The sequence below is a fragment of the Xanthomonas sp. F10 genome (assembly GCF_014206815.1).
In the GTDB taxonomy this organism is placed as follows: Bacteria; Pseudomonadota; Gammaproteobacteria; order Xanthomonadales; family Xanthomonadaceae; genus Xanthomonas_A; species Xanthomonas_A indica.
The window spans coordinates 656638-680783 of the sequence record NZ_JACHNP010000002.1 but is presented as its reverse complement, the minus strand read 5'-3'; the positions used below and the strand labels follow the sequence as shown (position 1 = coordinate 680783).

Genomic DNA, 24146 nt, shown 5'->3' with positions numbered 1-24146 from the left:
GACCTCGGATCGCAACCGCTGTTTCCCCCAACGAGTCGTGCCCATGCCCGTGTTCCATCGCCCCCGTCCCTTGTGCTGTGCCATCGCCCTTGCGCTGGCGCTCTCGCCAGCCGCCCACGCCAGCGACGCCGACGACCCGACTGACGCCAGTGCGCGCACCACCACCCTGGACTCGGTCAACGTGCAGGCGGCGCAGGCCAGCGCGCCGGGCTCGCTGGACGAACAGCGCCTGTCCAACGGCGTCAACAGCGTGATGAGCAAGCAGCAGATCGACGCGATCCCCTCCGCCGGCATCGCCGACGTGGTCGCGCACCTGCCCGGCCTGTCGGCCTACAGCGACATGCATCTGGGCCAGGCCACCACCGGCGAGAACGCCTACGTCAGCATCCGCGGCCTGGATGCCAGCTACAACAGCTACAGCCTCAACGGCTTCGGCATGCCCGAGACCGATTCGTCCACGCGTGCGATCTCGCTGAACATGCTGGCGCCGTTCGGCATCCAGTCTGTCAAGGTCTCCAAGTCGCCGACCCCGGACCTGCCGGGCGACGCGATCGGCGGCGCGATCGACATGCGCACGCCCAGCGCGTTCGATTTCGACGGCGACTTCTACGGCAAGACCACCGCGCAAGGCCAGTTCAACGCGCTCGCCTCCGACCTCGGCGGCAAGCACACCGGCGGCACGGTGCAACAGGAGCTGGCCTGGAAGTTCGGCGACGACCACGCGTTCGGCATCTACGCCTCGGCCTACTACGGCAAGAACAACAACATGGCGCAGGCGCCCGCGCCCAACAGCGCGTACTTCCCCGCGGACCCGGCACAGGCCAAGGCGGTGGATCTGCGCGATGTCGGCCCGCTGCTCAGCGCCCGCTACAAGTACAGCGTCTACACCAGCCAGATCGAGCGCTACGGCGGCAACCTCGCCTTCGATTGGCAGGGCGACCACAGCGCCTTCTTCGCCCGCGCCATCTACGGCAGCTACAACGTCACCGGCCAGCAGGACCAGTCCAGCGCACGCCTGGAAACCGTCAACAACCAGCCCACCGCGGTGCGTGGCGGCTACTTCAACACCCACGACATCAAGGAAACCCTGGCCACGCTGCAACTGGGTGGGCAGACCACGCTGGACCGCCTGCGCTTCGACTACGGCGGCTCGTTCGGACGCGGTACGCGCGCCCGACCGGACTATGTCGCGGCCAGCCTGTACGGCTTCACCCCGGGCAGCTTCGCGTTCGACCTCAGCGATCCGACCTATCCCGGCATCGGCCCGAGCTCGCCGGCCCTGAAGAACTTCTTCTACAGCCTGGATTCGGCGCTGTTCTGGAAGACCCAGGGCCACGACGCCGGCAGCCACGACAACCGCGCCAGCGCGCATGCCGACATCAGCTACCGCGTGGACGGCGACCTGCTCGACGAGGTCAAGACCGGCCTGTCGCTGGACCACGCCGACCGCGGCTCCTACGATCACCCGTTCTTCCACAAGGACGGCAACTTCATCTACAACGGCCCCTACTTCGGCGGCAGCAACTACGTGTTCCCCAACGCCGGCGGCCCGCCGCTGAGCGCGCTGCCCGGCCGTCTCACCTATGCCGCCTTCGATGGCCACTACGCCGGCCCGTTCAAGATCCTCGACCGCGACTGGGTGCGCGCGCAGGCGGTGCCCTATAAGTACGTCAACGATCCCAATGGCGCCGGCGTCTACACCGCCAACGACTACAACGCCAACACCACCTCCAGCACCGAGGCGATCTACGCCGGCTACGCGATGGCCACGCTGCATGTCGGCGCGGTGACCGTACTGCCTGGGGTGCGCTACGAACTGACGCGCTACTCGGCCGACGCCTGGCAGTCCAACGGCGACGGCATCAACGGCCGCTTCGTCGGCAGCGGCCGCAGCTACGGCGAGGTGCTGCCCGGCATCAGCCTCAACTACCGCCCGGACGAGCTGACCGTCTACCGCGCCTCGCTGCGGCGCAGCTTCAGCCGCCCGGCGTTCGGCCTGATCTCCGGCGAGACGGTGTACACCGTCGACCCCACCCAGAAAGTCATCGGCATTTCCAAACCCAATCCCGACCTGCAGCCGAGCAAGGCCGACAACGCCGACCTGTCCGCGGAGTTCTACGACCGCAACGGCGGCGTGCTCAGCGCCTCGACCTACTACAAGCGCATCACCGGCTTCATCTACACCTCGCAGTCGGCGACCAGCAACGACAACACGCTGGGTGGCCTGGTCCCGACCGGCACCACCTTCGAGGACGGCGTGCCGGTGACCATGCCGCAGAACGGCGGCACCGCCACGCTGTACGGCGTGGAACTGGCCGGCAGCAAGCGCCTGCAGGACCTGCCCGGGTTCTGGGGCAATCTCGGCATCGCCGCCAACCTGACCCTGCAGCACAGCTCCGCCGACAGCAAGCGCGCCGACCAACCCGAAAAGACCTGGCTGCCGCGTGCGCCCGAGCGCATCTACAACCTGGACCTGTTCTACGACGACAGCCGCCTGCGCGCCGACCTGAGCTACAACTACACCGGCCTGCAATTGCTCGGCCTGACCAGCGACCGGCTCAACTACTACCTGCAGCCGGTCAAGTCGCTGGACTTCACCGCCACCTACCACCTGCCGCACGGCATCGATGTCGGGATCGCCGCCAAGAACCTGCTGAACGCGGCCACGTTCTACGAAACCCAGGGCAAGTCCACGCGCTACATGGCCTACGACCCCGGTGCCGATGGCGCCTACGTGGAAACCGGGCGCGTGTACATGCTCACGCTGAGCTACACCTACTGACGCCGCGCCTGCCTCCGGCGCGCCGCGCCGGAGGCCTTGCGGCGCATCGGGCAGCCTGGACGCGCCCCGAGGGCGCGGTCGGTCCTGCGGCCGCGTCAGCGCGCGCCCCGCATCCCCCGGGCGCCTGCGCCGCCAGCCCCACCTGGACGCCGCCAAGACCGCGCGGCGCCCGCCACGCAACGGTTTCCGTCCGCCGCAGGCAGGTGCCGGCGGGGGATGTCATTCGCGTGTAAAATTGCGGGTTTTTGACCCCTCACATGGCGAAAGCCCCTCCACGGGCGCCCGTCCCGGGCCCGGCCTTCATTCGCCTGCTGGCGCGCCTGAGCGATGCGCCGATGCCCGCGTCCAGCCCCGCGCTGGCCGACCGGCTCGGCCAATGGATCGACTGGAACCGCGCGGTGGCGGTGTCGCGGGCGCTGGACGGCAAACTGCCCGAGCCCGCGGAAGACGCGCCCGAGGCGCCGGAACCGTCGGCGCTGGAGGCCGAATGCCTGCGCGTGCGCGCCGCGCTGGAAGAAGGCATCGCGCTGGACATCGCCAAGGAGACCGGCAAGCCCGTGGGCAAGCGCCAGCACGACCCCGACGCACCGATCGAGTACGCGCCGTTCCGCCAGCGCTACCTGGCGCTGCAACGCGCGATGCTCACCGCGACCGGGCGCCTGCGTGGCCTGCTGCGCGATGCCCTGATCCCGCTCTCGCCGGACATGGCGCGGCTGGCCGAGGTCGATGCGGTCATGGAACTGACCCTCAGCCCACGCGAACAGACCTTGCTGGCGACGGTGCCCAACCTGCTCGAGGCGCATTTCCAGCGCCTGCGCGCGACGGCGGCGGCACCCGCTCCCGATCCGACGCTTACCGACCCTCTTCCGGCGCCGTCCGACGCGGCCTGGCTGGACCTGTTCCGCCAGGACCTGCACAGCGTCCTGCGCGCCGAACTGGACGTCCGCTTCCATCCCATCGAGGCGCTGCTCGCCGCGCTTCGCAGCCGTTGATTTGACCCTCATGCCCAAGACCCTGCTCCATTCCGCCCTGTTCCTCGCCGGCCTCGCCGTGGTCTGCTGGATCGGCGTCGGCTATCTCGGCTCCAACCCGCTGGGCGCCGGCTTCGCCGCGCTGATCGGCCTCTGCTACCTGGCCGGCATCGCCGAGCTGTACCGCTACCGCCAGGCCACGCAGACCCTGCACGGCGCGCTGGCGCACGCCGACGCCGCAAGCAGCGACCTGGGCGGCTGGCTGCAGCGCCTGCACCCCAGCCTGCGCAACGCGGTGCGCCTGCGCATCGAGGGCGAGCGCGCGGGCCTGCCGGTGCCGGCGTTGACCCCGTACCTGGTCGGCCTGCTGGTGCTGCTGGGCATGCTCGGCACCTTCCTGGGCATGATGGCCACCCTGCGCGGCACCGGCCTGGCGCTGGACAGCGCCACCGACCTGCAGGCCATCCGCGCCTCGCTGGCGGCGCCGCTGAAGGGCCTGGGTTTCGCCTTCGGCACCTCCATCGCCGGCGTGGCCACCTCGGCGATGCTCGGCCTGCTCGCCGCGCTGTGCCGGCGCGAGCGCCTGCAGGCGGTGCAGCAGTTGGACCTGCATGCGGCGACCGCACTGCGCACGCATTCGCTGGCCTACCAGCGCAACGAGGCCTTCAAGCTGCTGCAGACCCAGGCCACGCTGATGCCCGGCCTGATCGAGCGCATGCAGACGATGATGGCGGCGCTGGAACAGCACAGCGCGGTCAGCGGCGAGCGCCTGGCCAGCAGCCAGGACGCCTTCCACAGCCGCACCGAAGCCGCCTACACGCGCCTGGCCGGGGCCGTGGAACATGCCCTGCAGGCCGGCGTGGCCGCGCACGCGCGTGCCTTCGGCGATGCGCTGGAACCGGTGGTGCAGCGCACCCTCGACGGCGTGGCGCGCGAGACCGCCGCGCTGCAGGACAGCGTCGGCCAGGCGGTGCAGCGGCAACTGGACGGTCTGTCCAGCGGCTTCGCACAGGCCGCCGAGCAGGCCACGCAGCGCTGGGACAAGGCGCTGGCCGAGCAGCAACGCACCAACGGCGCGCTGCTGCAGGAACTCGGCAGCGCGCTGCAACGCGCCGGCGACGGCCTGGAACAGCGCACTACCAGCCTGGTGGAGGCGACCGCGGCACGCCTGCAGGCCGCCAGCGACGACGCCAGGCAGGCCTGGGCCGAGGCCCTGACGCAGCAGCGCGCGGCCAACGACGGTCTCGCCGCGCGCCATGCGCAGGCGCTGGACACGGTGGCGACCCGTCTGGATGCCACCGCCGAGGCCGCACAACAGGCATGGGGCGCGGCACTGACGCAGCAGCGTGAGGTCAACGAGACGCTCGCCACGCGCCACGCGCAGGCGCTGGACACCGTGGCGACCCGTCTGGACGCCACCGCCGAGGCCGCGCAGCAGGCCTGGAGCGCCGCGCTGGCGCAGCAACGCGACGCCAACGAGGCGCTCGCCACGCGCCAAGCGCAAGCACTGGACACCGTGGCGACCCGTCTGGACGCCACCGCCGAAGCCGTGCAGCAGGCCTGGAGCGCCGCGCTGACGCAACAACGCGACGTCAACGAGGCCCTCGCCACGCGCAATGCGCAGGCGCTGGACACGGCCGCGGCCACCCTGGAGCAGCGCGCCGCCGCGCTGGCCGAGACGCTGCAGCAGGCACACGCCGACCTGCAGCAGGCGCTGGAAGCGCGCGACCAGGCGCGCCTGCGTGCCTGGACCGACAGCTTCGCCAGCATGGCCGCGACCCTCGGCGGGCAGTGGGAGCACCACGGCGAGCGCATCGCGCAGCGCCAGCAGGAAATCTGCGGCACCCTGCAGGAGACCGCCGCGGCGATGTCGGAACAGAGCCAGGCGCAGGCGCGCGACACCATCGCCGAGATCGAGCGGCTGGTGCAGGTCGCCTCGGAAGCGCCGAAGGCGGCGGCCGACGTGGTCGCCGAACTGCGCCAGAAGCTCTCCGACAGCATGGTCCGCGACACCGCGATGCTGGACGAACGCAACCGCCTGCTGGCCACGCTGCAGACCCTGCTGGAGGCGGTCAACCACGCGTCCACCGAACAGCGCAGCGCGGTGGACGCCCTGGTCGCCACCTCGGCCGACCTGCTGGAACGCGTCGGCAGCCGCTTCACCGACCGGATCGAAGCCGAGACCGGCAAGCTCGGCGACGCCGCCGCACAGGTCGTCGCCGGCGCCACCGAAGTGGCCAGCCTGGGCGACGCCTTCGCCGGTGCGGTGCAGGCCTTCGGCGAATCGAACACGGCACTGCTGGAACGCCTGCAGGGCATCGAGCAGGCGCTGGACAAGTCGCTGGCGCGCAGCGACGAACAGTTGGCCTACTACGTGGCGCAGGCGCGTGAGGTGATCGACCTGAGCATGCTCTCGCAGCAGCAGATCACCGAAGAGCTGCGCCAGCTCGCCGCGCGCCAGGCGCCCGACCAGGCCGACGCGGCATGAGCGACGAGCTGGAACTCGAGGCCGACAGCGGCGCGCCGGTCTGGGCGGTGTTCGGCGACCTGATGTCGGTGCTGCTCGGCGCCTTCGTGCTGATCCTGATCGGGGTGATCGGCGTGCAGTTGCAGCTGGCGAACAAGCTGGACGCGGAAATGCGTCAGCACCAGCGCGAAGCGCAACAGCGCAAGACCCTGGAACAGGCGCTGGCGGTCCCGCTGGCGGCGGGCCGGGTGACCCTGGTCGACGGCCGCATCGGCATCCGCGGCAACGTGCTGTTCGCGTTGAACTCGGATCAGTTGCAGCCGGAGGGCCGCGACCTGCTGAAGAGCCTGGCCGCGCCGCTGGCCGGCTACCTCAAGGCCCGCGACGAGATCCTGATGGTCAGCGGCTTCACCGACGACCGCCAGGTGCGCGAGAGCAACCGCCAGTTCGCCGACAACTGGGAACTGTCGGCCGAGCGTGCGCTGACCGTGACCCGTGCGCTGATCGAGGCCGGCGTACCGGCCGATGCGGTCTTCGCCGCGGCCTTCGGCGCGCAGCAACCGGTGGCGCCGAACGTGGACGAGGCCGGACGCGCCAGCAACCGCCGCGTGGAGATGGCACCGCTGCCACGCATGCGCAAGCGCGCCGCGACACCGCATGCGCCCTGATCCAATCGCCGCCACCGACCGTCTTGCCGCCTGGCGCACACAGCATGCCGAGCGGCTGGACCCGCTGCGCTTCCGCTTCCTCGAAGCGCTGGCACGCCGCACCGAGGCGCAGCGGGGCAAGGCGCGGGAACTGCTGGAGCAGAAGCTGTCCGCCCTGCTCGACGCCTACGCGGCCGCGCTGGCCGCGACGCCGCAGAACACTGGCGATACCGCCGACGCCGCGGCGCACTCGGCCCAGCCGAGTCCGCTGGGTGCACTGCTGGCGGAACATCGTTCGGCTGCCGTCGCCAGCGCCAGCAACGTTGCAACCGAATCCGACGCCGCGCCCGGTCTGGGTGCCGACACCGGCACCGGGACCACCACCGAGCCGCTCACAGCGGCAGCGTCGCCAGCTGACGCAGCGTCGTCGTCCGCAGCGGCGCCAGCGCGCCTCGTCGCGCCACAGTTGCCCGCGGTCGAAGACGCGCGCCGGCTGTGGACCGAGCTGCGCAGCCGCAGCCAGTTGCGGCAGTCGCTGCAACCGGCACCCGCCGACGCCGGTCCGCTGAACTCCGGCGTGCTGGTGCATCGCGCACTGACGCTGATGCGCACGCTCTCGCCCGGCTATCTGCAGCACTTCCTGTCCTACGTCGACGCACTGTCCTGGCTGCAGCAACTGCAGGAGGCTGGCGCACTGGCGACGCCGCAGAAATCCAGTAACGCCGCCGGCAAACCTGCAACGCCGCGCAGCAGGCCGCGCAAGCGCGGTTGAGCCCATCGTCGATGCACATCGCGCCGACAGCGTCGTGGCAGGAGCGGCTTTAGCTGCGACGGGCGTTACAGGAAACGCGGTCGCGGCTGAAGCCGCTCCTACGAGATCCGCTTTTTCCTCATCCGACACATCCGCACAGGCAAGAAAAAGGCCGGCATGCGCCGGCCTTTTCCGTCTTCCATCGCGGGATCGGCTTACAGCGCCTTCGCCGCCGCCACCACGTGCTCGGCGGTGATCTGGAAGTGCTTGTACAGCACATTCGCCGGCGCCGAGGCGCCGAAGCTGTCGATGCCGACCACGGCGCCGTCCAGGCCCACGTAGGCGCGCCAGAAGGCGGTGACACCGGCTTCCACCGCCACGCGCTTGCGCACCGACGACGGCAGCACCGACTCCCGGTAGGCCGCGTCCTGGCGATCGAACACGTCGGTGCACGGCATCGACACCACGCGGGTCTTCAGGCCCGCGGCATCCAGCGCCTGCTTCGCTTCCACCGCCAGGCCGACTTCCGAGCCGGTGCCGATCAGGATCACGTCGGGCGTGCCGCCCTCGGCATCGGCCAGCACGTAGCCGCCGCGCTCGATCTGCTTGATCTGCTCGGCGCTACGCGGCTGGTGCGGCAGGTTCTGGCGGCTGAACACCAGGCAGCTCGGGCCGTCCTTGCGGGTGATCGCGGCCTTCCAGCTCACCGCCGACTCCACCGTGTCGCAGGGGCGCCACACGTCGTTGTTGGGGATGTAGCGCAGCGACGCCAGGTGTTCCACCGGCTGATGGGTCGGGCCATCCTCGCCCAGGCCGATCGAATCGTGGGTGTAGACGTGGATCGCGTGCGCCGGGATCAGCGCGCTCATGCGCACGCCGTTGCGCGCGTAGTCGCTGAACACCAGGAAGGTAGCGTCGAACGGGATGAAGCCGCCGTGCAGCGCCAGGCCGTTGGCGATGGCGGTCATGCCGAACTCGCGCACGCCGTAGTACACGTAGTTGGCGTTCGGATCGTCGCTGGCGACCGACTTGCTGGCCTTCCACAGGGTCAGGTTGGAATGCGCCAGGTCGGCCGAACCGCCGACCAGCTCCGGCAGCAGCGGCGCGAACGCCTCGATCGCCATCTGCGACGCCTTGCGCGAGGCGATGGTCTGGCCTTCGGCGGCCTGCTTGGCGATGTAGGCGTCGGCCTGGGCGAGGAAGTCTTCCGGCAGCTCGCCATGCGAGCGGCGGGTCAGTTCCGCGGCTTCGGCCGGGTACTGCTTGGCGTACTTGTCGAAGGCCTGCTCCCACTCGGCCTGGCGCAGCGTGCCCGCACCGCCGGCGCGCCAGCCGTCGTAGATCGCCTGCGGGATCTCGAACGGCGCATACGGCCAGTTCAGCGCCTTGCGCGCGCCTTCCAGCTCTTCCTTGCCCAGCGCGGCGCCGTGCGAGGATTCCTTGCCGGCCTTGGTCGGCGCACCGAAGCCGATGGTGGTGCGGCAGCAGATCAGGGTCGGCTTCTCGCTCTCGGCGATCGCGGCCTCGATCGCAGCCTTGACCGCGTCGGCATCCTGGCCGTCGACATCACGGATCACGTGCCAGTTATAGGCCTCGAACCGGGCCGGGGTGTTGTCGCTGAACCAGCCGGCGGTGTTGCCGTCGATGGAGATATGGTTGTTGTCCCAGAACGCAACCAGCTTGCCCAGGCCCCAGGTGCCGGCCAGCGATGCGGCTTCGTGCGACACGCCTTCCATCATGCAGCCGTCGCCCATGAACACCCAGGTGCGATGGTCGACGATCTGGTGCTCGGGACGGTTGTAGCGCTGCGCCAGCAGCTTCTCGGCCAGCGCGAAACCGACCGCGTTGGCAAAGCCCTGGCCCAGCGGACCGGTGGTGGTCTCCACCCCCGGGGTCTCGCTGCGCTCGGGGTGGCCGGCGGTCTTGCTGTGCAGCTGGCGGAAGCGCTTGAGCTCCTCGATCGGCAGGTCGTAGCCGGACAGGTGCAGCAGCGCGTACTGCAGCATCGAGCCATGGCCGTTGGACAGCACGAAGCGGTCGCGGTTGAACCAGTGCGGATTGTTCGGATTGTGGCTGAGGAAGTCGTTCCACAGCACTTCGGCGATGTCGGCCATGCCCATCGGCATGCCGGGGTGGCCGGAATTGGCGGCCTCGACCGCATCGGCGGCAAGGAAACGGATCGCGTTGGCGAGTTCGCGGCGGGTAGGCGTCGTCATGAGGGATCTGTCGGAAGCGGGCGCGTGGCGTCGGGCCCACTATTGTCCCACAGGCGGGGATTGGGGATTCGTAGCGTCGCCGGCTGGACACCTCGGATGGCGTAGGAGCGGCTTCAGCCGCGACAGGCGCACCGGGATGGCCCATCGCGGCTGAAGCGGCACCTACCCATGGCCCGTCAGGCGGCGATAGCGCCGCCTTCCCAATCCCGAATCCCTAATTCCCGCCGTCCTCGCCCTTGGCCACCAGCGTGGTCAGGGCCAGGTCGCCGGTCACGTTCAGCGCGGTGCGGCACATGTCCAGGAAATGGTTGACGCCCAGGATCATGCCGATGCCGACCGGGTCGACGCCGACCATCGCGCAGATCAGCGCCACCACCGGCAGCGAGCCGGATGGCACGCCGGCAGTGCCGATGCCGCCGAGGATGCACACCAGCATCACCATGCATTGCTGCGCGATGCTCAGTTCCACGCCGAAGAACTGCGCCAGGAAGATCACCGTCACCCCCTCGAACAGCGCGGTGCCGTTCTGGTTGGCGGTGGCGCCGACGGTCAGCACGAAACGCGAGACCTTGTGCGGCAGCCCCATCTGGTCGGCCACGCGCAGCGCGGTCGGCAGGGTGGCGTTGCTGGACGCGGTCGAGAACGCCATCACCGTCGCTTCGCGGGTAGAGCGGAAGAACCACAGCGGCGAGCGTCCGGCCAGGCGCACCGCCACGCCGTAACTCACCACCATGTGCAGGCCCAGCGCCAGCACCACCACGCCCACGTATGCGCCCAGCCGCACCAACAGTTCGAAACCGAACAGCGCCGCCAGGTTGAACATGAAGCAGGCCACCGCATACGGCGCCAGGCGGATCACCAAGCCGATCAGGGTCATCGAGATCTCGAACACGCCCTCGATGCCGCGGCGCAGCGTCGCCACCTTGGCGTCGTCGCTGAGCACCATGCCCACGCCGAACATCACCGCGAAGAACATCAGCGACAGGATCGCGCCATTGCTGGACGCGGCCGCGACCACGTTGTCGGGCACGATCGACAACAGCATGTCCATGCCGTGCGGCTGGTGCTTGCTCTGGTCGACGATCTGCGCCGTCCGCTCCACGTTCTGCTGCAGCAACTGCTGCGCCAGCTCGCGATCCACGCCGATGCCGGGCTTGAGTACGTTGACCAGCACCAGGCCCAGCAGCACCGCCACACCAGACAGTACCACCGTATAGCCCAGCGTCTTCCAGCCGATCCGGCCGAGCGCACGGATGTCGCCCATCTCCGAAATGCCCATCACCAGCGCCGAGAACAGCAACGGCACGATCAGCATGAAGATCAGGTTGAGGAACAGCTTGGAGAACGGCGTGGTGAGGTACTTGGTCAGCGCCTGCACCCAGGCCGCATCGCCGCCCACGCTCATATGCACCGCCAGGCCCAGCACCAGCCCGAGGACGAAGCCGATCGCCATTTTCCAGTGCAACGGCATGCCGGTTTCGGCCTTCACGGGGGTGTCGGTCATGGTGTGCGCCTTGCAAGGAGGAACACCCAGCTTAACAAACCATGAGCAAGCGTCGACATCTCGCCGCTGGTGCGAGTCCTGTGGCAAGGCGCCGTCGATAGACGCAGGCGCGAAAAAAAAACCTGACAGACAGGCTGGCCAGCCATGACTGCATCAGCACCAAGGCGTACGGCCGGGCGTCAACGTCCTGTGCTCCGGGTGAAGACACGGATGGTACGAAGCTGGATCCGCGCCATTCGCTCGATCACGCTATCGGGATCGTGTCGCGGCTATAGCCACATCCGCCGCCGGTCTTCCGGTAAGCACCTGAGAAATCGGCGACAACATCATTGATCACGCTGCGTCGTTGAGAACGATCAGCGTTACGCGCATAACAACAGGAACTCACGCATCGCGCGGATACAACGGCGGCAAATCGTCCTTGTCTTGCTTGCGCAGCGCAGCGCGCCAACGTGGCCCGGCCCAGAACGCCTGACGCAGCGCGGCACGCGCGCCGGTCACATCGCCGCCACCGCCCCAGCGCGCGTGCTGCATGCGCAGCACCGCGTCGCGCTGTGCCGGATCGTCCAGACGCTGCACCACTGTATCCAGGTCGACCACGCCGGCCTGCGCGCACAGGATCGCCGCGACCTCGTCCAGTCCGCCGCTGTCCAGGGCCTTGCGCAACGCCGGCAGCGCGGCGCGGGCACTTGCAGGCGCCGATGGCGTCCCAGGCGCAGCGTTGGGCGTGGTCGACGGCAGCGCGGCAACGCCGCGCGGGCGGCGCGCGCGGCGCCAGGCCCAGACCAGGGTCGCCAGCCATAGCACCGCGAAGCCCGCGGCCAATGCCATCCACAGCGGCAACGAAGCGAGCCGTCCGCGCAGCGTGTGCGTCGGCGCCACCGCGTTGTCCGGCGGCACCACGCTCAGCGTCGGCGCCGTCGGACTGAGCGGCGCCGGGGCCGGCGCGGGCACGCCTTGCCCGGGCTGCACCTGCAGGGTCAGGTCCGGCAGGCTGGCCTCGCGCGCGGCGCCGGCGCCGACATCCCACCAGGGCGTGCGCAGGCCGCGCACCAGCAACGGGCCCGCCGCCTGCGGCACGATCGAGTAGCGGCGGGTGACGGTCACCTGCGGGCCGCCGTCGACGAAGCGTTCCTGCACCTGCGGCGGCTCGGCGAACACCTGTGCGCCATCGACGCTGGGCGTGGGCAGTTCGGGGAACTGGGCCTGGGTGGCGCCGCGTGCGGTGGCCTCGACCACGATGTCGGCCGCTTCGCCGGCCTTGGCGCGCTGCGGCGTGGCGGTATAGCGCAGGCGCAATTCGTGCAGCGGCAGCCATGGCTGCGGCGCATTGGCCGGCTGCGCGCGCACCTTCAGGGTCTGCTCGGTGCCGCGCGCATTGAGTTCGCCACCACGGCCGAAGTAGTCGTCAAAGAAACCGGTGGGGCCACGACCGCTGAAACGCGCGCCCGGCAACAGCAGCGGTCCGCTGCGTTCGGGGACCAGCAGGTAATGCCGCTCGACCACGGTGTACATGCGTCCGTCGATCTGGCGGCGGTTCTGGATATCGTCGCCGACGCGCTGCAACGACGCGCCCGCCGGTGCGTCCAGGTCCAGTTCGCCGGAACTCAGCGGCACGCCGAGATACAGCCGCACCACCACGCCCACGCTCTGCTGCACATAGGGCTGCGCGTCGTCGACGACGGTCTGCACGAACACATCGGCGTTGCCCACTTGCGCCGGCACATCGGCGTTGGCGGTGGCGGGCGCCGCGGCGCTGGCCGCGCCCACCTCCAACCGCAATGGCGCGGTGCGCTCGTTGCCGACCTGCAGCGACGGGATCTCCAGCGTGCCGGTGCTGCGCGGGGTCAGGATCACGCCGAACAGGGACTTCGCCGAGACCGCGCCGTTGACGATCTGCATCTGCCGGCTCTTGACCTCGTTGCTGAGCGCGAAATCCGCGCGCAGCGGCGTGTAGTCCGGGGTCGCCGTCGCTTGGTCGGTCTCGATGTTGAGAGTCACGCCCTCGCCGGCGCCGACGTTGTCGCGATCCAGCCACGCGCGCGTGGCGGCGCCCGCCGGTAGCGCCAGCAGCAGCGCGGCCAACACCATCAGCACTGCGCAGACGCGCCCCCCCTGGCCGAATCGCTTGAAGTGGATCATGGTTCCTGTTCCCGCTGCCTGCGTTCGTGTTCCAGCCTGAATTTGGCGCGCAGCAGATTGCCCGGATCGTCCGGTACCCGCCGCAACCACGCCTCCACCGCCTGGCGCTGCTCGCGCTGCTGCGGCGTCTCGTTCGCGGCGGCAGCCGCGCGTTCGGCGGCCTGCTTGTCGGTGCCGCCCTGCTGCGCCATCGCCTGCTGCATCTGCTGGCGCTGCGCCGCATCGGCCCGCTGTTGCGCCTGCGCATCGCCTGGCTTCGGTGGCGCCTGCTGTGCGTCCCTGGCGCCGTCGCGCCCCTGCTGGCCGTCGCGCTGCTTGCCGTTCTGCTGCTGGCCACCCTGCGCTTGCTGCTGGTCCTTCTGCTGACCATTCTGCTGCTGACCATTCTGCTGCTGGCCCGACTGCTGCTGTCCGTTCTGTTGCTGACCGTTCTGTTGCTGACCGTTCTTCTGCTGCTGGCCGTCCTTGCCCTGCTGGCCGGACTTGGAGTTCTGCGACGACTGACGCTTGCGCGCGGCCTCCACCGCAGCGCGGTTGGCGATCGCATCGGCCATCTGCGGATGCAGCTTCAGCGCCTTGTCGTACGCGTCGATCGCCTCGTCGTAACGGCCCTGGCGCGCCAGCGCATTGCCGAGGTTGTACCAACCGGCATCGCTGTCGATGCCTTCGAACTGCTGTTGGGCGGCGGCGAAGTCACCTTTGCGATACGCCTGCACGCCGGCGTCCAGCCGCTGCTGACGGACCTGGTCGGCACGCTCCCACCAGCCGCCTGCAACGGGAGCGGGAGTGGCTGCCTGTGCCTGCGCCGCTGGCTGGGCCTGGGCCGGTTCCGGCAGCGCCAACGGCACCAACACCAACAGCAGCACCGCCGCGCCGCCGCGCCGGCGAAACGCCAGCAGGGCCAGCAACATCAGCGGTGGCAACAACCAGTAACCCTGGTCGAGCCAGACCCGGCCATGGCTTTCGTCGGCGGCCGTGGCGTCCGCTTCCTGCGGCCGCAACACGCCCAGTGCGCGCAGGTCGCTATCGTCGGGCGTCAACGCGGCATAACGCCCCGCGCCGGCCGTGGCCAGCGCACGCAGCGAGCCTGCATCCAGTTGCGCGTGCGCCAGCCGGCCCTGGTCGTCGCGGTAGGCAGCGCCCTGCGCCGTGCCCAATCCCAGCGCGGACACGTGATAGCCCTGCCCGGCCGCATGTGCCGCCGCCTGCTGCGCCTGCGCATCGGCCTGATCGCTGAGCACCAGGATGTCGCCGCGGGAGAAACCGGCCTGGCGCAGCAACTGCGCTGCCCAGTCGATCGCCAGGTCGGTCCGCTGCCCCGCCACCGGCATCACCTGCGGCGACAGCGCGTCGAGGAACAGGCCCACGTTCGCCGCGTCGTCGGTCAGCGGCGCCACCGTGTACGGCTCGCCGGCATACGCCAGTAGCGCCACTTCGCCGCCGGCGCGCTCGTGCAGCAGCCGCGCCAGCTTGGCCCGCGCCTGCAACAGCCGCGACGGCGGCAGGTCGCGCGCATCGATCTGCGCGGACAGATCCAGCGCGATCACCAACGGCGTGCGCGCCTGCCACAGCGGCTGCTGTTCCTGGCGCCAGCTCGGCCCGGCCAGCGCCAGCACGGCCAACGCATAGCCCAGCGCACCCAGCAACAGGCCGGCGCGACCCTTGGCATCGCCGCGCGCCAGCAGGTGCGGCAGCAGATGCGGGTCCACCGTGCGCCGCCAGATGTCGCGGCGCCGACGCCGACGCCACCAGCTCCAGCCCAGCAACGGCAGCAACAGCAGCGCCCACAGCCACTCCGGGCGCAACAGGTGCAGGGCCTGGAGAAATTCCACCACGCGGGTCATTGCCGCCTCCAGGGCCAGATGAAGGACAGCAACGCCAGGGCCAACGCCGCGCCCAGCGGCCAGGCGTAGCGTTCGATCCGTGGCCGCACCGCCGGGCCAGCAGACCGTACCGGCTCGAGCCGGTCCAGCTCGGCGTAGATCGAGGCCAGCTCGGCGGTGTCGCGGGCGCGGAAGAAGCGCCCACCGGTGTCCTGCGCGATCTTGCGCAGCGTGTCCTCGTCGACCTGATCGTCGCCGCCGCTCCCCGGGATCGGCAGGCCGAACAACGACATGCCGCCATCGCCACCGAAGGCGATGGTATAGACGCGCACGTGTTCGGCCTTGGCCAGTTCGGCGGCCTTCAGCGGGTCGAGCACGCCGGCGGTGTTGACGCCGTCGGTGAGCACGATCAGCACGCGCTCGCCCTGCTTCTGCTCGCGCAGGCGCTTGACCGCCAGCGCGATCGCATCGCCCAGCGCGGTCTCGCGCCCGGCCAGGCCGACCACGCTGTCGCGCAACTGGTCGCGCACCGTGGCCAGGTCTGCGGTCAGCGGGGTCAGCGCATACGCCTGCTGGCCGAACACCAGCAGGCCGATGCGGTCGCCGTCGCGGCGGTCGAGGAAATCGGCCAGCACCGCCTTGGCCGCGGTCAAACGATCGACCACGCGCCCGCCCAGGCTCATGTCCGGCTCGCTCATGCTGCCGGACAGATCCACCGCCAGCATCAGCTGCCGCGCCTGCTGCGGCGGCGCGATGGGCTCGCCCAGTTGCAGCGGCCGCGCCGCCGCCGCGCACAGGCAGAACCACGCCAGCCATGCCAGCCACGCGCTGGCACGCCACAGCCCACCGCGCACCGGCGCGGCGGCCACGGCCTGCAGGCGCTCGCCATAGGGCACGCGCAAGGCCGGCGCATTGCCGCGGCGTGCCGGCAGCAGCAGGTTAGCCAGCAAGGGCAGCGGCATCGCCAGCCACATCCAGGGCCAGACGAAGCCGGCCACCAGGTCGCTGAGGCTCTGCCACGACGACGGCAACAGGCTCATCGCCGTCCTCCACGTCGCGGCGCCATCAGCACCAGGAACCGGCGCCGGGCCAGCGGCAGCAACGCCTGCACCTGTGCCGGGTCCACGCTGGGCCGATAGCCGCCATCGAGCAGCACACGGCCCGGGCCGGCCGAGAACGCCTGGCGCTTGTCGCCACCGTCCAGGAACCGCAGCCAGTCTTCGCCCTGCAATGTCGCCGCGGCGGGATCGCGACGTTGCGCCGCGCGCCGCAGCAACTCCGACACCGCGGCCACCTGCGCCGGCGGCTCGCCCGCGCGCGTTGCCGCGTCGAACTGGCGCTGCCAGCGCTGCACGCGCTGGCGCCGGCGTATCCACACGACCAGCACCACGGCGATCGCCAGCAGCAGCACTGCCGCCAGCATCCACCAGCCCGGTGCGGGCGGCCACCAGGCCGGCGCCGGCGGCAGATGCACATCGCGCAGGGGCAGTTGCTGCGGACTCATGCCATCGCCCCCACCGGCAGCAACCACGATTCGCTGGGCGCGTCGCTCAGCAGTACCCGCACCTGCACGCCACGGCCCGGCAGTTCCGCAGCCAGGGTTTCCAGCGGCTGCACGAACTGCGCGCGCCAGCGCTGTTGCGCGGTGCTCGCCAGCAGATCCACTTCCACGCGGCGGCCACTCGCCCAGAACGGCAGGGCCGCGCGCGGCGGCTGCACTTCCAGCGGATCGGCGAGCAGGATCAACTCGACGTCGTTGTGCAGCGCCAGTCCGGCCCAGCGCGCGGCGGGAACCGCCTGGGCGCTGGCCGGATCGGCCAGCACGGTCAGGCGCGATCCTGGACGCAGCAACTTGGCCGCATGATCCAGGGCCATGCCCAGGCCGGCGTCGTCCTGCGGCGGCTGCGCATACCAGCGCGCCAGCGCATCGAGGACGCGCAGCACCCCGCGCGGTCCGGAGGCCGGCGGCACCGGCGCTTCGCTGCGGCTGCCGCGCAGCGCGGCCAGGCGATCGCCCTGGCGCTGCGCCGCCCATGCGGCCACGGCCCCGGCACGCGCCGCCTGCACCGACTTGAAGCGGACGCGCGTACCGAAATACAGCGACGGCGCGGTATCGGCCACGATCAGGCTGAGCCGTTCGCGCTCGGCCTGGAACAACTTGGTGTGGGTGCGGCCGCTGCGCGCGGTCAGCCGCCAGTCGATGTGCCGGACGTCGTCGCCCACCACGTATTCGCGCGATTCGGCGTACTCCATGCCTCGCCCACGCATCGGCGACGGGGCGGCGCCACTGAGGCCGTGACGGCCGCGACGCGGCGGCGGCACCCGCGCGACGGCCGCGCGCAACGCCACCAGTTCGGTCAGGCTGGGGCGAACGCCCTGCTCGGCCGGCGCGGCGGCCTGCGGCATGCCCGGCGCGGTCGGCTGCGGTGCCATCGTCGTTACTCCGTGCGAAGGCGGGCGGCAGTCAGCCCTGCATCAGGGCGCGCGTACCTGCACCCGGTCACGGCGGCGGCACCTTGTCCAGCAGCGCGGCGACCAGGCGATCGCCATCCCAGCCTTCGGCGGTGGCTTCGTAGCTAGGCAACACCCGGTGGCGCAGCACGTCGGCGGCGACCGCGCGCACGTCGTCGGGCGTGACGAAATCGCGTCCGGCCAGCCAGGCCCGAGCGCGCGCGCAACGCTCCAGCGCGATCGAGCCGCGCGGGCTCGCGCCCCAGGCGATGCGCCGCGCCAACGCGGCGTCATAGCCGCTGGCGTCGCGCGAAGCCAGCACCAGTTCGATCAGATAACGCTCCAGCGGCGGCGCCATGTGCAGCGCCAGCACCGCACGGCGTGCGGCGAACACGTCTTCCAGCGGCATGCGCGGCGACGGCGCCTCCCCCGCCTCCAGCGTCTCGCGTGCGCGCTCGCGCGCCAGGCGCAGGATCTCCGCTTCCGCCGCCGCTTCCGGATAACCGATCCGCACATGCATCAGGAAGCGATCCAACTGCGCCTCCGGCAGCGGGAAGGTCCCTTCCTGCTCGATCGGGTTCTGCGTCGCCATGACCAGGAACAGCTTCGGCAGCGCGTACGTATGCCGGCCGACGGTAACCTGGCGCTCGCCCATCGCTTCGAGCAGCGCCGATTGCACCTTGGCCGGCGCTCGGTTGATCTCGTCGGCAAGCAGGATTGGATGGAAGATCGGCCCGGGTAGGAACTCGAAGCGGCTTTCCTGCGGACGCCACACCTCGGTCCCGGTGAGGTCGGCCGGGAGCAGGTCCGGCGTGAACTGCACGCGGGCGAAGTCCGCTTCCAGGCGCGAGGCCAGGGCGCGAATCGCCGTGGTCTTGGCCAGACCGGGCGCGCCTTCGACCAAAAGATGGCCGTCGGCGAGCAGCGCGATCAGCAAGCGCTCCACCAGCGCCGATTGGCCGACGATGGTCTGGGACAGGCCGTCGCGCAGGGCGACGAAGGCGGCGTGCAGGCGCTGCTGCTCGGGCGCGGCCGGCGGGGAATCGAGGGGCGAGGAGGACGTGTTCATTTGCGCAGTCTGACCGATCACCGGTGAAAATGGTTCCGCGCGCGGCCGCCGCCACGTGCTGTGAATTCAGGTTTTCCTCATCCATGCGGCGTAAACGACGACGGGAGAGGCTTGCGCCTCTCCCGTCGGAGGATCCCGCCTGCGTTTTGCAAACTCAGGCCGACGCGCGCTTGGCCACGTGCATCACCTTCGGGGTGACGAAGATCAGTAGCTCTGCCTTGGTCTTGTTGCGGCCGCGCTTCTTGAACAAGTTACCCAGGAACGGCACATCGCCCAGGAACGGCACCTTGGAGACACTGCTGCGATCGTTGAACTCGTAGACACCACCGATCACCACCGTCTGACCATCGTCGACCAGCACGGCGGTATTGATCTCGCGGCGATTGATTTCCGGCACGGTGCCGTAGTTCTGCAAGACCACGTAGCGCTCGACTTCGTCTTTCTTGACGTTCATGTTCAAGAACACACGATTGTCGTCGGTGATGGTCGGCGTCACCTTCAGCTCCAGCAATACTTCCTTGAACTGTACGTTGGGCGTCGCCGCGGTTCCGGCGGTTCCACCGGTGATCGTGACATAGCCGATTTCCTTGCCTTGCCGGATCACTGCCTCGCGCTGGTTGGAGGTCACGATGCGCGGATTGGAAATGACTTCACCCCGCCCTTCTTCTTGCAGGGCAGACAGTTGCAGATCCAGATTGAAGTTCTTGCCGAGCAGGGTGTATGCGAGGCTGGGCAGGGTCTGCGCGCTGGTGAAGGTCGGGCCGCTCAGATCGACATTGAGGCCACGCGTATTGACGCCGCCACCGGCTGCGTTGCTTCCGACCGTGGCGACATTGTCTCCATAGGTGCGTGTTGCGCCGACACCGAACTTGGCGCCCAGGTCGCGGGCGAAGGTATCGGTGGCGATGACGATACGCCCCTCGATCAGCACCTGGTCGACCGGTCGATCGATCACATTGATCAGCTCGCGCATTTGCGCGACCTTCTTCGGGATGTCGCTGATCATCAGCGTGTTGGTGCGCTCGTCGGCGACGATGCGTCCGCGCGGCGACAGGAAGCCGTTGTCGTTCTGGCTGTTGCCGCCACCACCCGAGCCGCCACTACCGCCACCACCACCGCCACCGATGCCCTTGGCCTCGGTCAGCGCCTTGAAGATCGCCGTGGCGCTGTGATAGTTGATCTGCACGTAGTCGGTGATCAGGTCCTCGCGGTTCTCGATCGCGATGCGCGCGTCTTCCTTGTCCTGTTCGAACTTGGCCAGTTCCTGCTGCGGCGCGACCCAGATCACCTTGCCGTCGCGGCGCTTGTCCAGGCCCTTGGCGCGCAGCACGATGTCCAGCGCCTGGTCCCACGGCACGTTGACCAGGCGCAGGGTGACGCTGCCCTGCACGGTGTCGGACGCGACGATGTTGAGATTGGATTCCTCGGCGATCAGCTGCAGCACCGTGCGCACCGGCACGTCCTGGAAGTTGAAGGTCACCGGCTTGCCGCTGTAGCCGCGCTCGGCCACCTGCGCGGCGGCCTGGCTGACCGTGGCCGCGGTGACCGCGCCGACGGCCGGCGCAGCGGCGCGCGGGGTGATCTCGACCACGTATTCGTTGCCCGACTGGTAGGCCAGCGACTCGAACGGGCCGTTGGTGCTCAGCGTCAGCTGCGCGCCGCCCGCATAGGGCTTGGCATCGATGCGCTGCACCGGGGTGGCGAAGTCGGTGACGTTGAGCGGCCGCTGCAGCTCCGGCGGCAGCACGGCATTGCCGACATCGACCACCACGTTGTTGCCCTGCGTGCGCAGGTCCGGGCTGGCGCCGGCGCCGTTGAAGGACAGGATCAGCCGCCCCGCACCGCCGTCGCCGCGCTTGAAGTCGACCTTCGACACGGTGAGCTTGGCCGGCGTCGCCGCCGCTGCGGCAGGCGTGGCCGCAGCCGCAGTGGCCGGTGCCGCGCTGGCGACGACCGCGTTCCCGAGCATCGCCGCCAACCCCAACGCGCATAGCCGCATCGTCGCGTGGCGCCGGATGGGGCGCAGGCTCAGGGCTTTGGAAAAAGTCATCGTGCTATCCCCATAATCAATCATTGATCGTCCAGCGCGACGGAGGCGGGACGTTCCAACCAGCCGCCGGCGCCATCCGGCACCAGTTCAATCAAATCGATGCGATCCTCGTGCACCCCGGTCACGCGGCCATCGCTCTGCCCCATGTACACGCCGGGACGCACGCGGTAGGTCACCTTGTCCGGCGCCATCACCAGCGCGACTTGGCCCGCGCCACTCCCCAGCGTGCCGACCATGTTGAGGCTGTCCAGCGGGAACTGCTCCAGCGGTTCCTTGCGGCGGTTCGGGTCCGGGCGCAGGCCGCTGCTGCCGTCGGGGCTGGCCCAGGCATCGCTGAACGGATCGCGCAGGCCCTGCGCCGCATACTCGAAGGTTTCGAACTGCTGCATCACCGGCAGCGGCTCCAGCGGCTGCGCCGGCCGCGCGCGCACTTCCTTCACCCAGTTCTCCAGGTTCGGCGCATCGCCAGGCGTGCTGGTGATGCTGCGGCCGCACGCGCCGAGCACAAGCGCCAGCGCGCCCGCGGCGAGCATCCTGACAATCCGCTGCCGACTCATGCGCCACCGCCTTGCTTGCCGGCCTTCTTCGCCGCCTGCTCCTGTTCTTCCATTTCCTTGTCGTCCAGGTAGCGATAGGTCTTGACCGTACCGGACAGTTCCAGTTCGCCGCGCGCGGTGATGCCATTGCTCTTGTCGCGCGGCTTCAGGTTGATGTCGTGCATGGTCAGGATCACCACCCGCGGCAGCGACGCCACGCCGCTGACGAAGGCACCGAACTGGTGGTAGCTGCCGACCATGCGCAGGGCGATCGGCTTCTCCGCGTAGAACTCCTTCGGTGATTCCGGACCAGGCTGGAACAACTCGTTGGTCAGGCCGCTGGACAGCGCGGTCTGCGAGATGTCGATGATCAGGTCGGGCATCTCGGTCTTGCTCGGCAGCTGCCGCAGCATCTGCTGCAGCACCTTCTCCATCTGCACCAGCTGCTGCTTGAGCGGCTGCAGGTTCACCGCGCGGCCCTGTTCCTTCTCGAAGGTGGCGCGCAGCTCGGTTTCCTTCTGTTCCAGCCCTTCCAGCTCATCGCTCTTGCTGCTGATGAGCAGGAACCACGACATGGCCAGAATGAACAGGGTCACCAGCACGCAGAACACGATCTTGGCCTGCTGGGGCCAGTTGCCGATGTTGTTGAAATCCAGCTCTTTGATGTTGAATTTCTTGCTCATGACGCCGGTCCCTGTTGCGCTGGCGTGGCAGCGGGCGTCGGCGCGGCGGCCGGTGCGGGTGCGGCGGAACCGCCCGCGGCAGGTGCAGATGCACCCGGCGTCTGCGTCGGCATGCCAGGCGCGCCGCCCGCGGGCGCGGCGCCTGGGGTTGCGGGCGCGGCGGAGCCGGCCGGTGCTGTCGCGTCGGCCGCCGGGTCGGCGCTTTCACCCGGCACCGGCAGCTTGACCCGCAGCGTGAACACGTACGGCAGCGCCTTGGTGTCGACGATCGGACCCTTGGCTTCCTTGTCCTGGGCCTTGGCCTCGATCACGGTCAGCTCCGGATTGGTCATCCAGCCAGAGCCTTCGAGGTTGCGCATGTAGGTACTGACCCGCGCGTTGGACTGCGAGCGGCCTTCCAGGGTCAGCATGTCGCCTTCCTGCTTCACCGAGGTCAGCACCACGCCATCGGGAATGGTCCGCACCAGCGAGTCGAACAGATGCACCATCTGCGAGCGCTTGGCCTGCAGTTCCTCGATGACCTGCTTGCGCGCCAGCAGCCGGCGCTTCTTCTCGTCGAGGGTGTCGATTTCCTTGTTCTGCGCCTGGACCTTCTCGATCTCGGTCTGCAGATAGGCGTTGCGTTCGTTCTGGCCGCTGATCTGCAGGTCGTAATAGAACCAGATCAGCCCCGCCAGCAGCACCCCGGCGAATGCGGCCAGGCCAAGCATCGAATAGAACTCGCGTTCGCGCTGCTTGCGCCGTTCCGCCCGCCAGGGCAGCAGATTGATCTTCGCCATCAGTCGAAGCTCCTCAGCGCCAGGCCGGTGGCGATCATCAGCGCCGGCGCATCCTGGGCCAGCGCATGCGCCTGGACCTTCGGGCCCAAGGTCATCTGCGCCAACGGGTTGGCGACCACCGTGGCCACGCCCAGTTGCTCCTCCACCATCTCCGGCAGCCCGGCCAGGGCGGCGCAGCCGCCGGCCAGGACGATGTGATCGACCCGGTTGAATTCGCTGCCGGCGTAGAAGAACTGCAGCAGGCGGCTGATCTGCTGCACCGTGGCTTCCTTGAACGGCTCCAGCACCTCGACCTCGTAGCTCTCCGGCAGCCCGCCCTGGCGCTTGGCCATGCCGGCTTCCTCGTAGGTCAGGCCGTAGCGGCGCATCACTTCGTCGGTCAGCTGCTTGCCGCCGAACACCTGCTCGCGGCTGTACAGGCTGCGCCCGCCGCGCAGGACATTGAGGGTGGTCATGGTGGCGCCGATGTCGACCAGGGCGACGATGCCGTCGGCGGCCACCGGCAGCTCGCTGGCCACCAGCGCGAAGGCGTTCTCGACCGCGAAGGCCTCCACGTCCATCACCTTGGCCACCAGGCCGCCCAGTTCCAGGGCCGACTGGCGCAGTTCCACGTTCTCCGAACGCGAGGCCGCCAGCAGCACCTGCACCATCTCGGGGTTGTTGGGGATGACGCCCAGCACCTCGAAATCCAGGTTCACTTCGTCGATCGGGTACGGGATGTAGTTCACCGCCTCCAGCTCGACCTGGGCTTCCAGTTCGCTCTCGTCCAGTTCGGCCGGCATCGGGATCACCTTGGTGATCACCGCCGAACCGGCCACGGCGGCCGCGGCATGCTTGGCGCGGGTGCCGGAACGGGTGACGGCGCGGCGGATCGCCTCGCCCACCGCCTCGACCTCGACGATGTTCTTTTCGACCACGGCATTGGGCGGCAAGGGTTCGACGGCGTAATGCTCGACGCGGAACCGGTTGCCGTTACGCGAAAGCTGCAGCAGCTTGACCGCGGTCGAGCTGATATCGATGCCGATCAGCGGTTGCTGACTCTTTGGGATAAGCCCCACGGATTTTCCCCTGCCGGCGGGCACTTGGACGCCAATGTTGCGCCAGCGCATTAATAACAAATTTTTTGCAATTGGCAACCGCCCGGTTGCATACCGCGATCCGTGTCACGGCATGACCTGCGGCAGCAAACCCGTCGCATCCCCGGAACCGGCCCCAGCCGTTCCCCGGCGTACTCTATACTCTGCGCCCAAGAAATCTGCAATCGGAATCTCTCGC

General features: G+C 69.4%; 18 protein-coding genes. 5 read left to right on the top strand and 13 right to left on the bottom strand.

Annotation, left to right across the window (positions count from 1 at the left end; genetic code table 11):
* Window positions 1–43 precede the first annotated feature (43 nt).
* From FHR56_RS14405 to FHR56_RS14385, 5 genes are all read left to right on the top strand, one after another.
* The gene (locus tag FHR56_RS14405; protein ID WP_160947514.1) at window positions 44–2782 is read left to right on the top strand and encodes a TonB-dependent receptor; all 2739 of its coding nucleotides are present in this window, start codon (window positions 44–46) and stop codon (window positions 2780–2782) included.
* Between the two features lie 257 nt (window positions 2783–3039).
* The gene (locus tag FHR56_RS14400; RefSeq protein WP_160947513.1) at window positions 3040–3774 is read left to right on the top strand and encodes a DUF3348 domain-containing protein; all 735 of its coding nucleotides are present in this window, start codon (window positions 3040–3042) and stop codon (window positions 3772–3774) included.
* A gap of 10 nt (window positions 3775–3784) precedes the next feature.
* Complete coding sequence (locus FHR56_RS14395) at window positions 3785–6241, top strand: DUF802 domain-containing protein (protein ID WP_160947512.1); 2457 nt, start codon at window positions 3785–3787, stop codon at window positions 6239–6241.
* Window positions 6238–6888, top strand: coding sequence for an OmpA family protein (locus FHR56_RS14390; RefSeq protein ID WP_160947511.1), 651 nt, complete (start codon window positions 6238–6240; stop codon window positions 6886–6888). Before FHR56_RS14395 ends, FHR56_RS14390 begins: the two co-directional genes overlap by 4 nt.
* Window positions 6878–7639 (top strand): DUF2894 domain-containing protein, encoded by a 762-nt coding sequence (locus tag FHR56_RS14385; RefSeq protein ID WP_160947510.1) that lies wholly within the window; start codon window positions 6878–6880, stop codon window positions 7637–7639. The genes FHR56_RS14390 and FHR56_RS14385 overlap by 11 nt, the downstream gene beginning before the upstream one ends.
* A 194-nt stretch (window positions 7640–7833) precedes the next feature.
* Here the strand turns inward: FHR56_RS14385 and tkt are convergent, their stop codons facing one another.
* From tkt to FHR56_RS14320, 13 genes are all read right to left on the bottom strand, one after another.
* Complete coding sequence (gene tkt / locus FHR56_RS14380; protein WP_019796904.1) at window positions 7834–9834, bottom strand: transketolase; 2001 nt, start codon at window positions 9832–9834, stop codon at window positions 7834–7836.
* Window positions 9835–10048: 214 nt separating this feature from the next.
* Window positions 10049–11338, bottom strand: a complete 1290-nt coding sequence (locus tag FHR56_RS14375; RefSeq protein ID WP_160947509.1) for a dicarboxylate/amino acid:cation symporter — start codon at window positions 11336–11338, stop codon at window positions 10049–10051.
* Window positions 11339–11722: 384 nt separating this feature from the next.
* On the bottom strand, window positions 11723–13429 hold the full coding sequence (locus FHR56_RS14370; RefSeq protein ID WP_160947595.1) for a BatD family protein: 1707 nt from the start codon (window positions 13427–13429) through the stop codon (window positions 11723–11725).
* 47 nt (window positions 13430–13476) lie between these two features.
* A complete protein-coding gene (locus tag FHR56_RS14365) occupies window positions 13477–15324 on the bottom strand; it encodes a tetratricopeptide repeat protein (RefSeq protein ID WP_160947508.1) in 1848 nt (615 codons plus the stop codon).
* Window positions 15321–16343 (bottom strand): VWA domain-containing protein, encoded by a 1023-nt coding sequence (locus FHR56_RS14360; protein WP_160947507.1) that lies wholly within the window; start codon window positions 16341–16343, stop codon window positions 15321–15323. The genes FHR56_RS14365 and FHR56_RS14360 overlap by 4 nt, the downstream gene beginning before the upstream one ends.
* A complete protein-coding gene (locus FHR56_RS14355) occupies window positions 16340–16807 on the bottom strand; it encodes a DUF4381 family protein (protein WP_160947506.1) in 468 nt (155 codons plus the stop codon). Before FHR56_RS14355 ends, FHR56_RS14360 begins: the two co-directional genes overlap by 4 nt.
* The gene (locus tag FHR56_RS14350; protein ID WP_160947505.1) at window positions 16804–17736 is read right to left on the bottom strand and encodes a DUF58 domain-containing protein; all 933 of its coding nucleotides are present in this window, start codon (window positions 17734–17736) and stop codon (window positions 16804–16806) included. The genes FHR56_RS14355 and FHR56_RS14350 overlap by 4 nt, the downstream gene beginning before the upstream one ends.
* Before the next feature lie 67 nt (window positions 17737–17803).
* Window positions 17804–18823: a MoxR family ATPase gene (locus tag FHR56_RS14345; RefSeq protein ID WP_160947504.1), complete on the bottom strand. Its 1020-nt coding sequence runs from the start codon at window positions 18821–18823 to the stop codon at window positions 17804–17806.
* Window positions 18824–18977: 154 nt separating this feature from the next.
* Window positions 18978–20873 carry a type IV pilus secretin PilQ family protein gene (locus tag FHR56_RS14340; protein ID WP_160947503.1) on the bottom strand — a complete coding sequence of 632 codons (1896 nt, stop codon included), beginning with the start codon at window positions 20871–20873 and terminating at the stop codon, window positions 18978–18980.
* Between the two features lie 20 nt (window positions 20874–20893).
* Window positions 20894–21430, bottom strand: a complete 537-nt coding sequence (locus tag FHR56_RS14335) for a pilus assembly protein PilP (protein WP_160947502.1) — start codon at window positions 21428–21430, stop codon at window positions 20894–20896.
* The gene (locus FHR56_RS14330) at window positions 21427–22092 is read right to left on the bottom strand and encodes a type 4a pilus biogenesis protein PilO (protein WP_184502654.1); all 666 of its coding nucleotides are present in this window, start codon (window positions 22090–22092) and stop codon (window positions 21427–21429) included. The genes FHR56_RS14335 and FHR56_RS14330 overlap by 4 nt, the downstream gene beginning before the upstream one ends.
* On the bottom strand, window positions 22089–22871 hold the full coding sequence (locus FHR56_RS14325; protein WP_160947501.1) for a PilN domain-containing protein: 783 nt from the start codon (window positions 22869–22871) through the stop codon (window positions 22089–22091). Before FHR56_RS14325 ends, FHR56_RS14330 begins: the two co-directional genes overlap by 4 nt.
* Window positions 22871–23929 (bottom strand): pilus assembly protein PilM, encoded by a 1059-nt coding sequence (locus FHR56_RS14320; protein WP_017908825.1) that lies wholly within the window; start codon window positions 23927–23929, stop codon window positions 22871–22873. The genes FHR56_RS14325 and FHR56_RS14320 overlap by 1 nt, the downstream gene beginning before the upstream one ends.
* Window positions 23930–24146 lie beyond the last annotated feature (217 nt).

What these genes read in the sequence shown, in the direction of transcription:
- FHR56_RS14385 (WP_160947510.1), top strand. Translation starts at nt 6,878, where the DNA reads ATGCGCCCTGATCCAATCGCCGCCACCGACCGTCTTGCCGCCTGGCGC.
- FHR56_RS14370 (WP_160947595.1), bottom strand. Translation starts at nt 13,429, where the DNA reads ATGGTGTTGGCCGCGCTGCTGCTGGCGCTACCGGCGGGCGCCGCCACG.
- FHR56_RS14350 (WP_160947505.1), bottom strand. Translation starts at nt 17,736, where the DNA reads ATGGCACCGCAGCCGACCGCGCCGGGCATGCCGCAGGCCGCCGCGCCG.
- FHR56_RS14340 (WP_160947503.1), bottom strand. Translation starts at nt 20,873, where the DNA reads ATGACTTTTTCCAAAGCCCTGAGCCTGCGCCCCATCCGGCGCCACGCG.
- FHR56_RS14325 (WP_160947501.1), bottom strand. Translation starts at nt 22,871, where the DNA reads ATGGCGAAGATCAATCTGCTGCCCTGGCGGGCGGAACGGCGCAAGCAG.
- FHR56_RS14345 (WP_160947504.1), bottom strand. Translation starts at nt 18,823, where the DNA reads ATGAACACGTCCTCCTCGCCCCTCGATTCCCCGCCGGCCGCGCCCGAG.
- FHR56_RS14355 (WP_160947506.1), bottom strand. Translation starts at nt 16,807, where the DNA reads ATGAGTCCGCAGCAACTGCCCCTGCGCGATGTGCATCTGCCGCCGGCG.
- FHR56_RS14375 (WP_160947509.1), bottom strand. Translation starts at nt 11,338, where the DNA reads ATGACCGACACCCCCGTGAAGGCCGAAACCGGCATGCCGTTGCACTGG.
- tkt (WP_019796904.1), bottom strand. Translation starts at nt 9,834, where the DNA reads ATGACGACGCCTACCCGCCGCGAACTCGCCAACGCGATCCGTTTCCTT.
- FHR56_RS14330 (WP_184502654.1), bottom strand. Translation starts at nt 22,092, where the DNA reads ATGAGCAAGAAATTCAACATCAAAGAGCTGGATTTCAACAACATCGGC.
- FHR56_RS14360 (WP_160947507.1), bottom strand. Translation starts at nt 16,343, where the DNA reads ATGAGCCTGTTGCCGTCGTCGTGGCAGAGCCTCAGCGACCTGGTGGCC.
- FHR56_RS14365 (WP_160947508.1), bottom strand. Translation starts at nt 15,324, where the DNA reads ATGACCCGCGTGGTGGAATTTCTCCAGGCCCTGCACCTGTTGCGCCCG.
- FHR56_RS14390 (WP_160947511.1), top strand. Translation starts at nt 6,238, where the DNA reads ATGAGCGACGAGCTGGAACTCGAGGCCGACAGCGGCGCGCCGGTCTGG.
- FHR56_RS14335 (WP_160947502.1), bottom strand. Translation starts at nt 21,430, where the DNA reads ATGAGTCGGCAGCGGATTGTCAGGATGCTCGCCGCGGGCGCGCTGGCG.
- FHR56_RS14395 (WP_160947512.1), top strand. Translation starts at nt 3,785, where the DNA reads ATGCCCAAGACCCTGCTCCATTCCGCCCTGTTCCTCGCCGGCCTCGCC.
- FHR56_RS14405 (WP_160947514.1), top strand. Translation starts at nt 44, where the DNA reads ATGCCCGTGTTCCATCGCCCCCGTCCCTTGTGCTGTGCCATCGCCCTT.
- FHR56_RS14400 (WP_160947513.1), top strand. Translation starts at nt 3,040, where the DNA reads ATGGCGAAAGCCCCTCCACGGGCGCCCGTCCCGGGCCCGGCCTTCATT.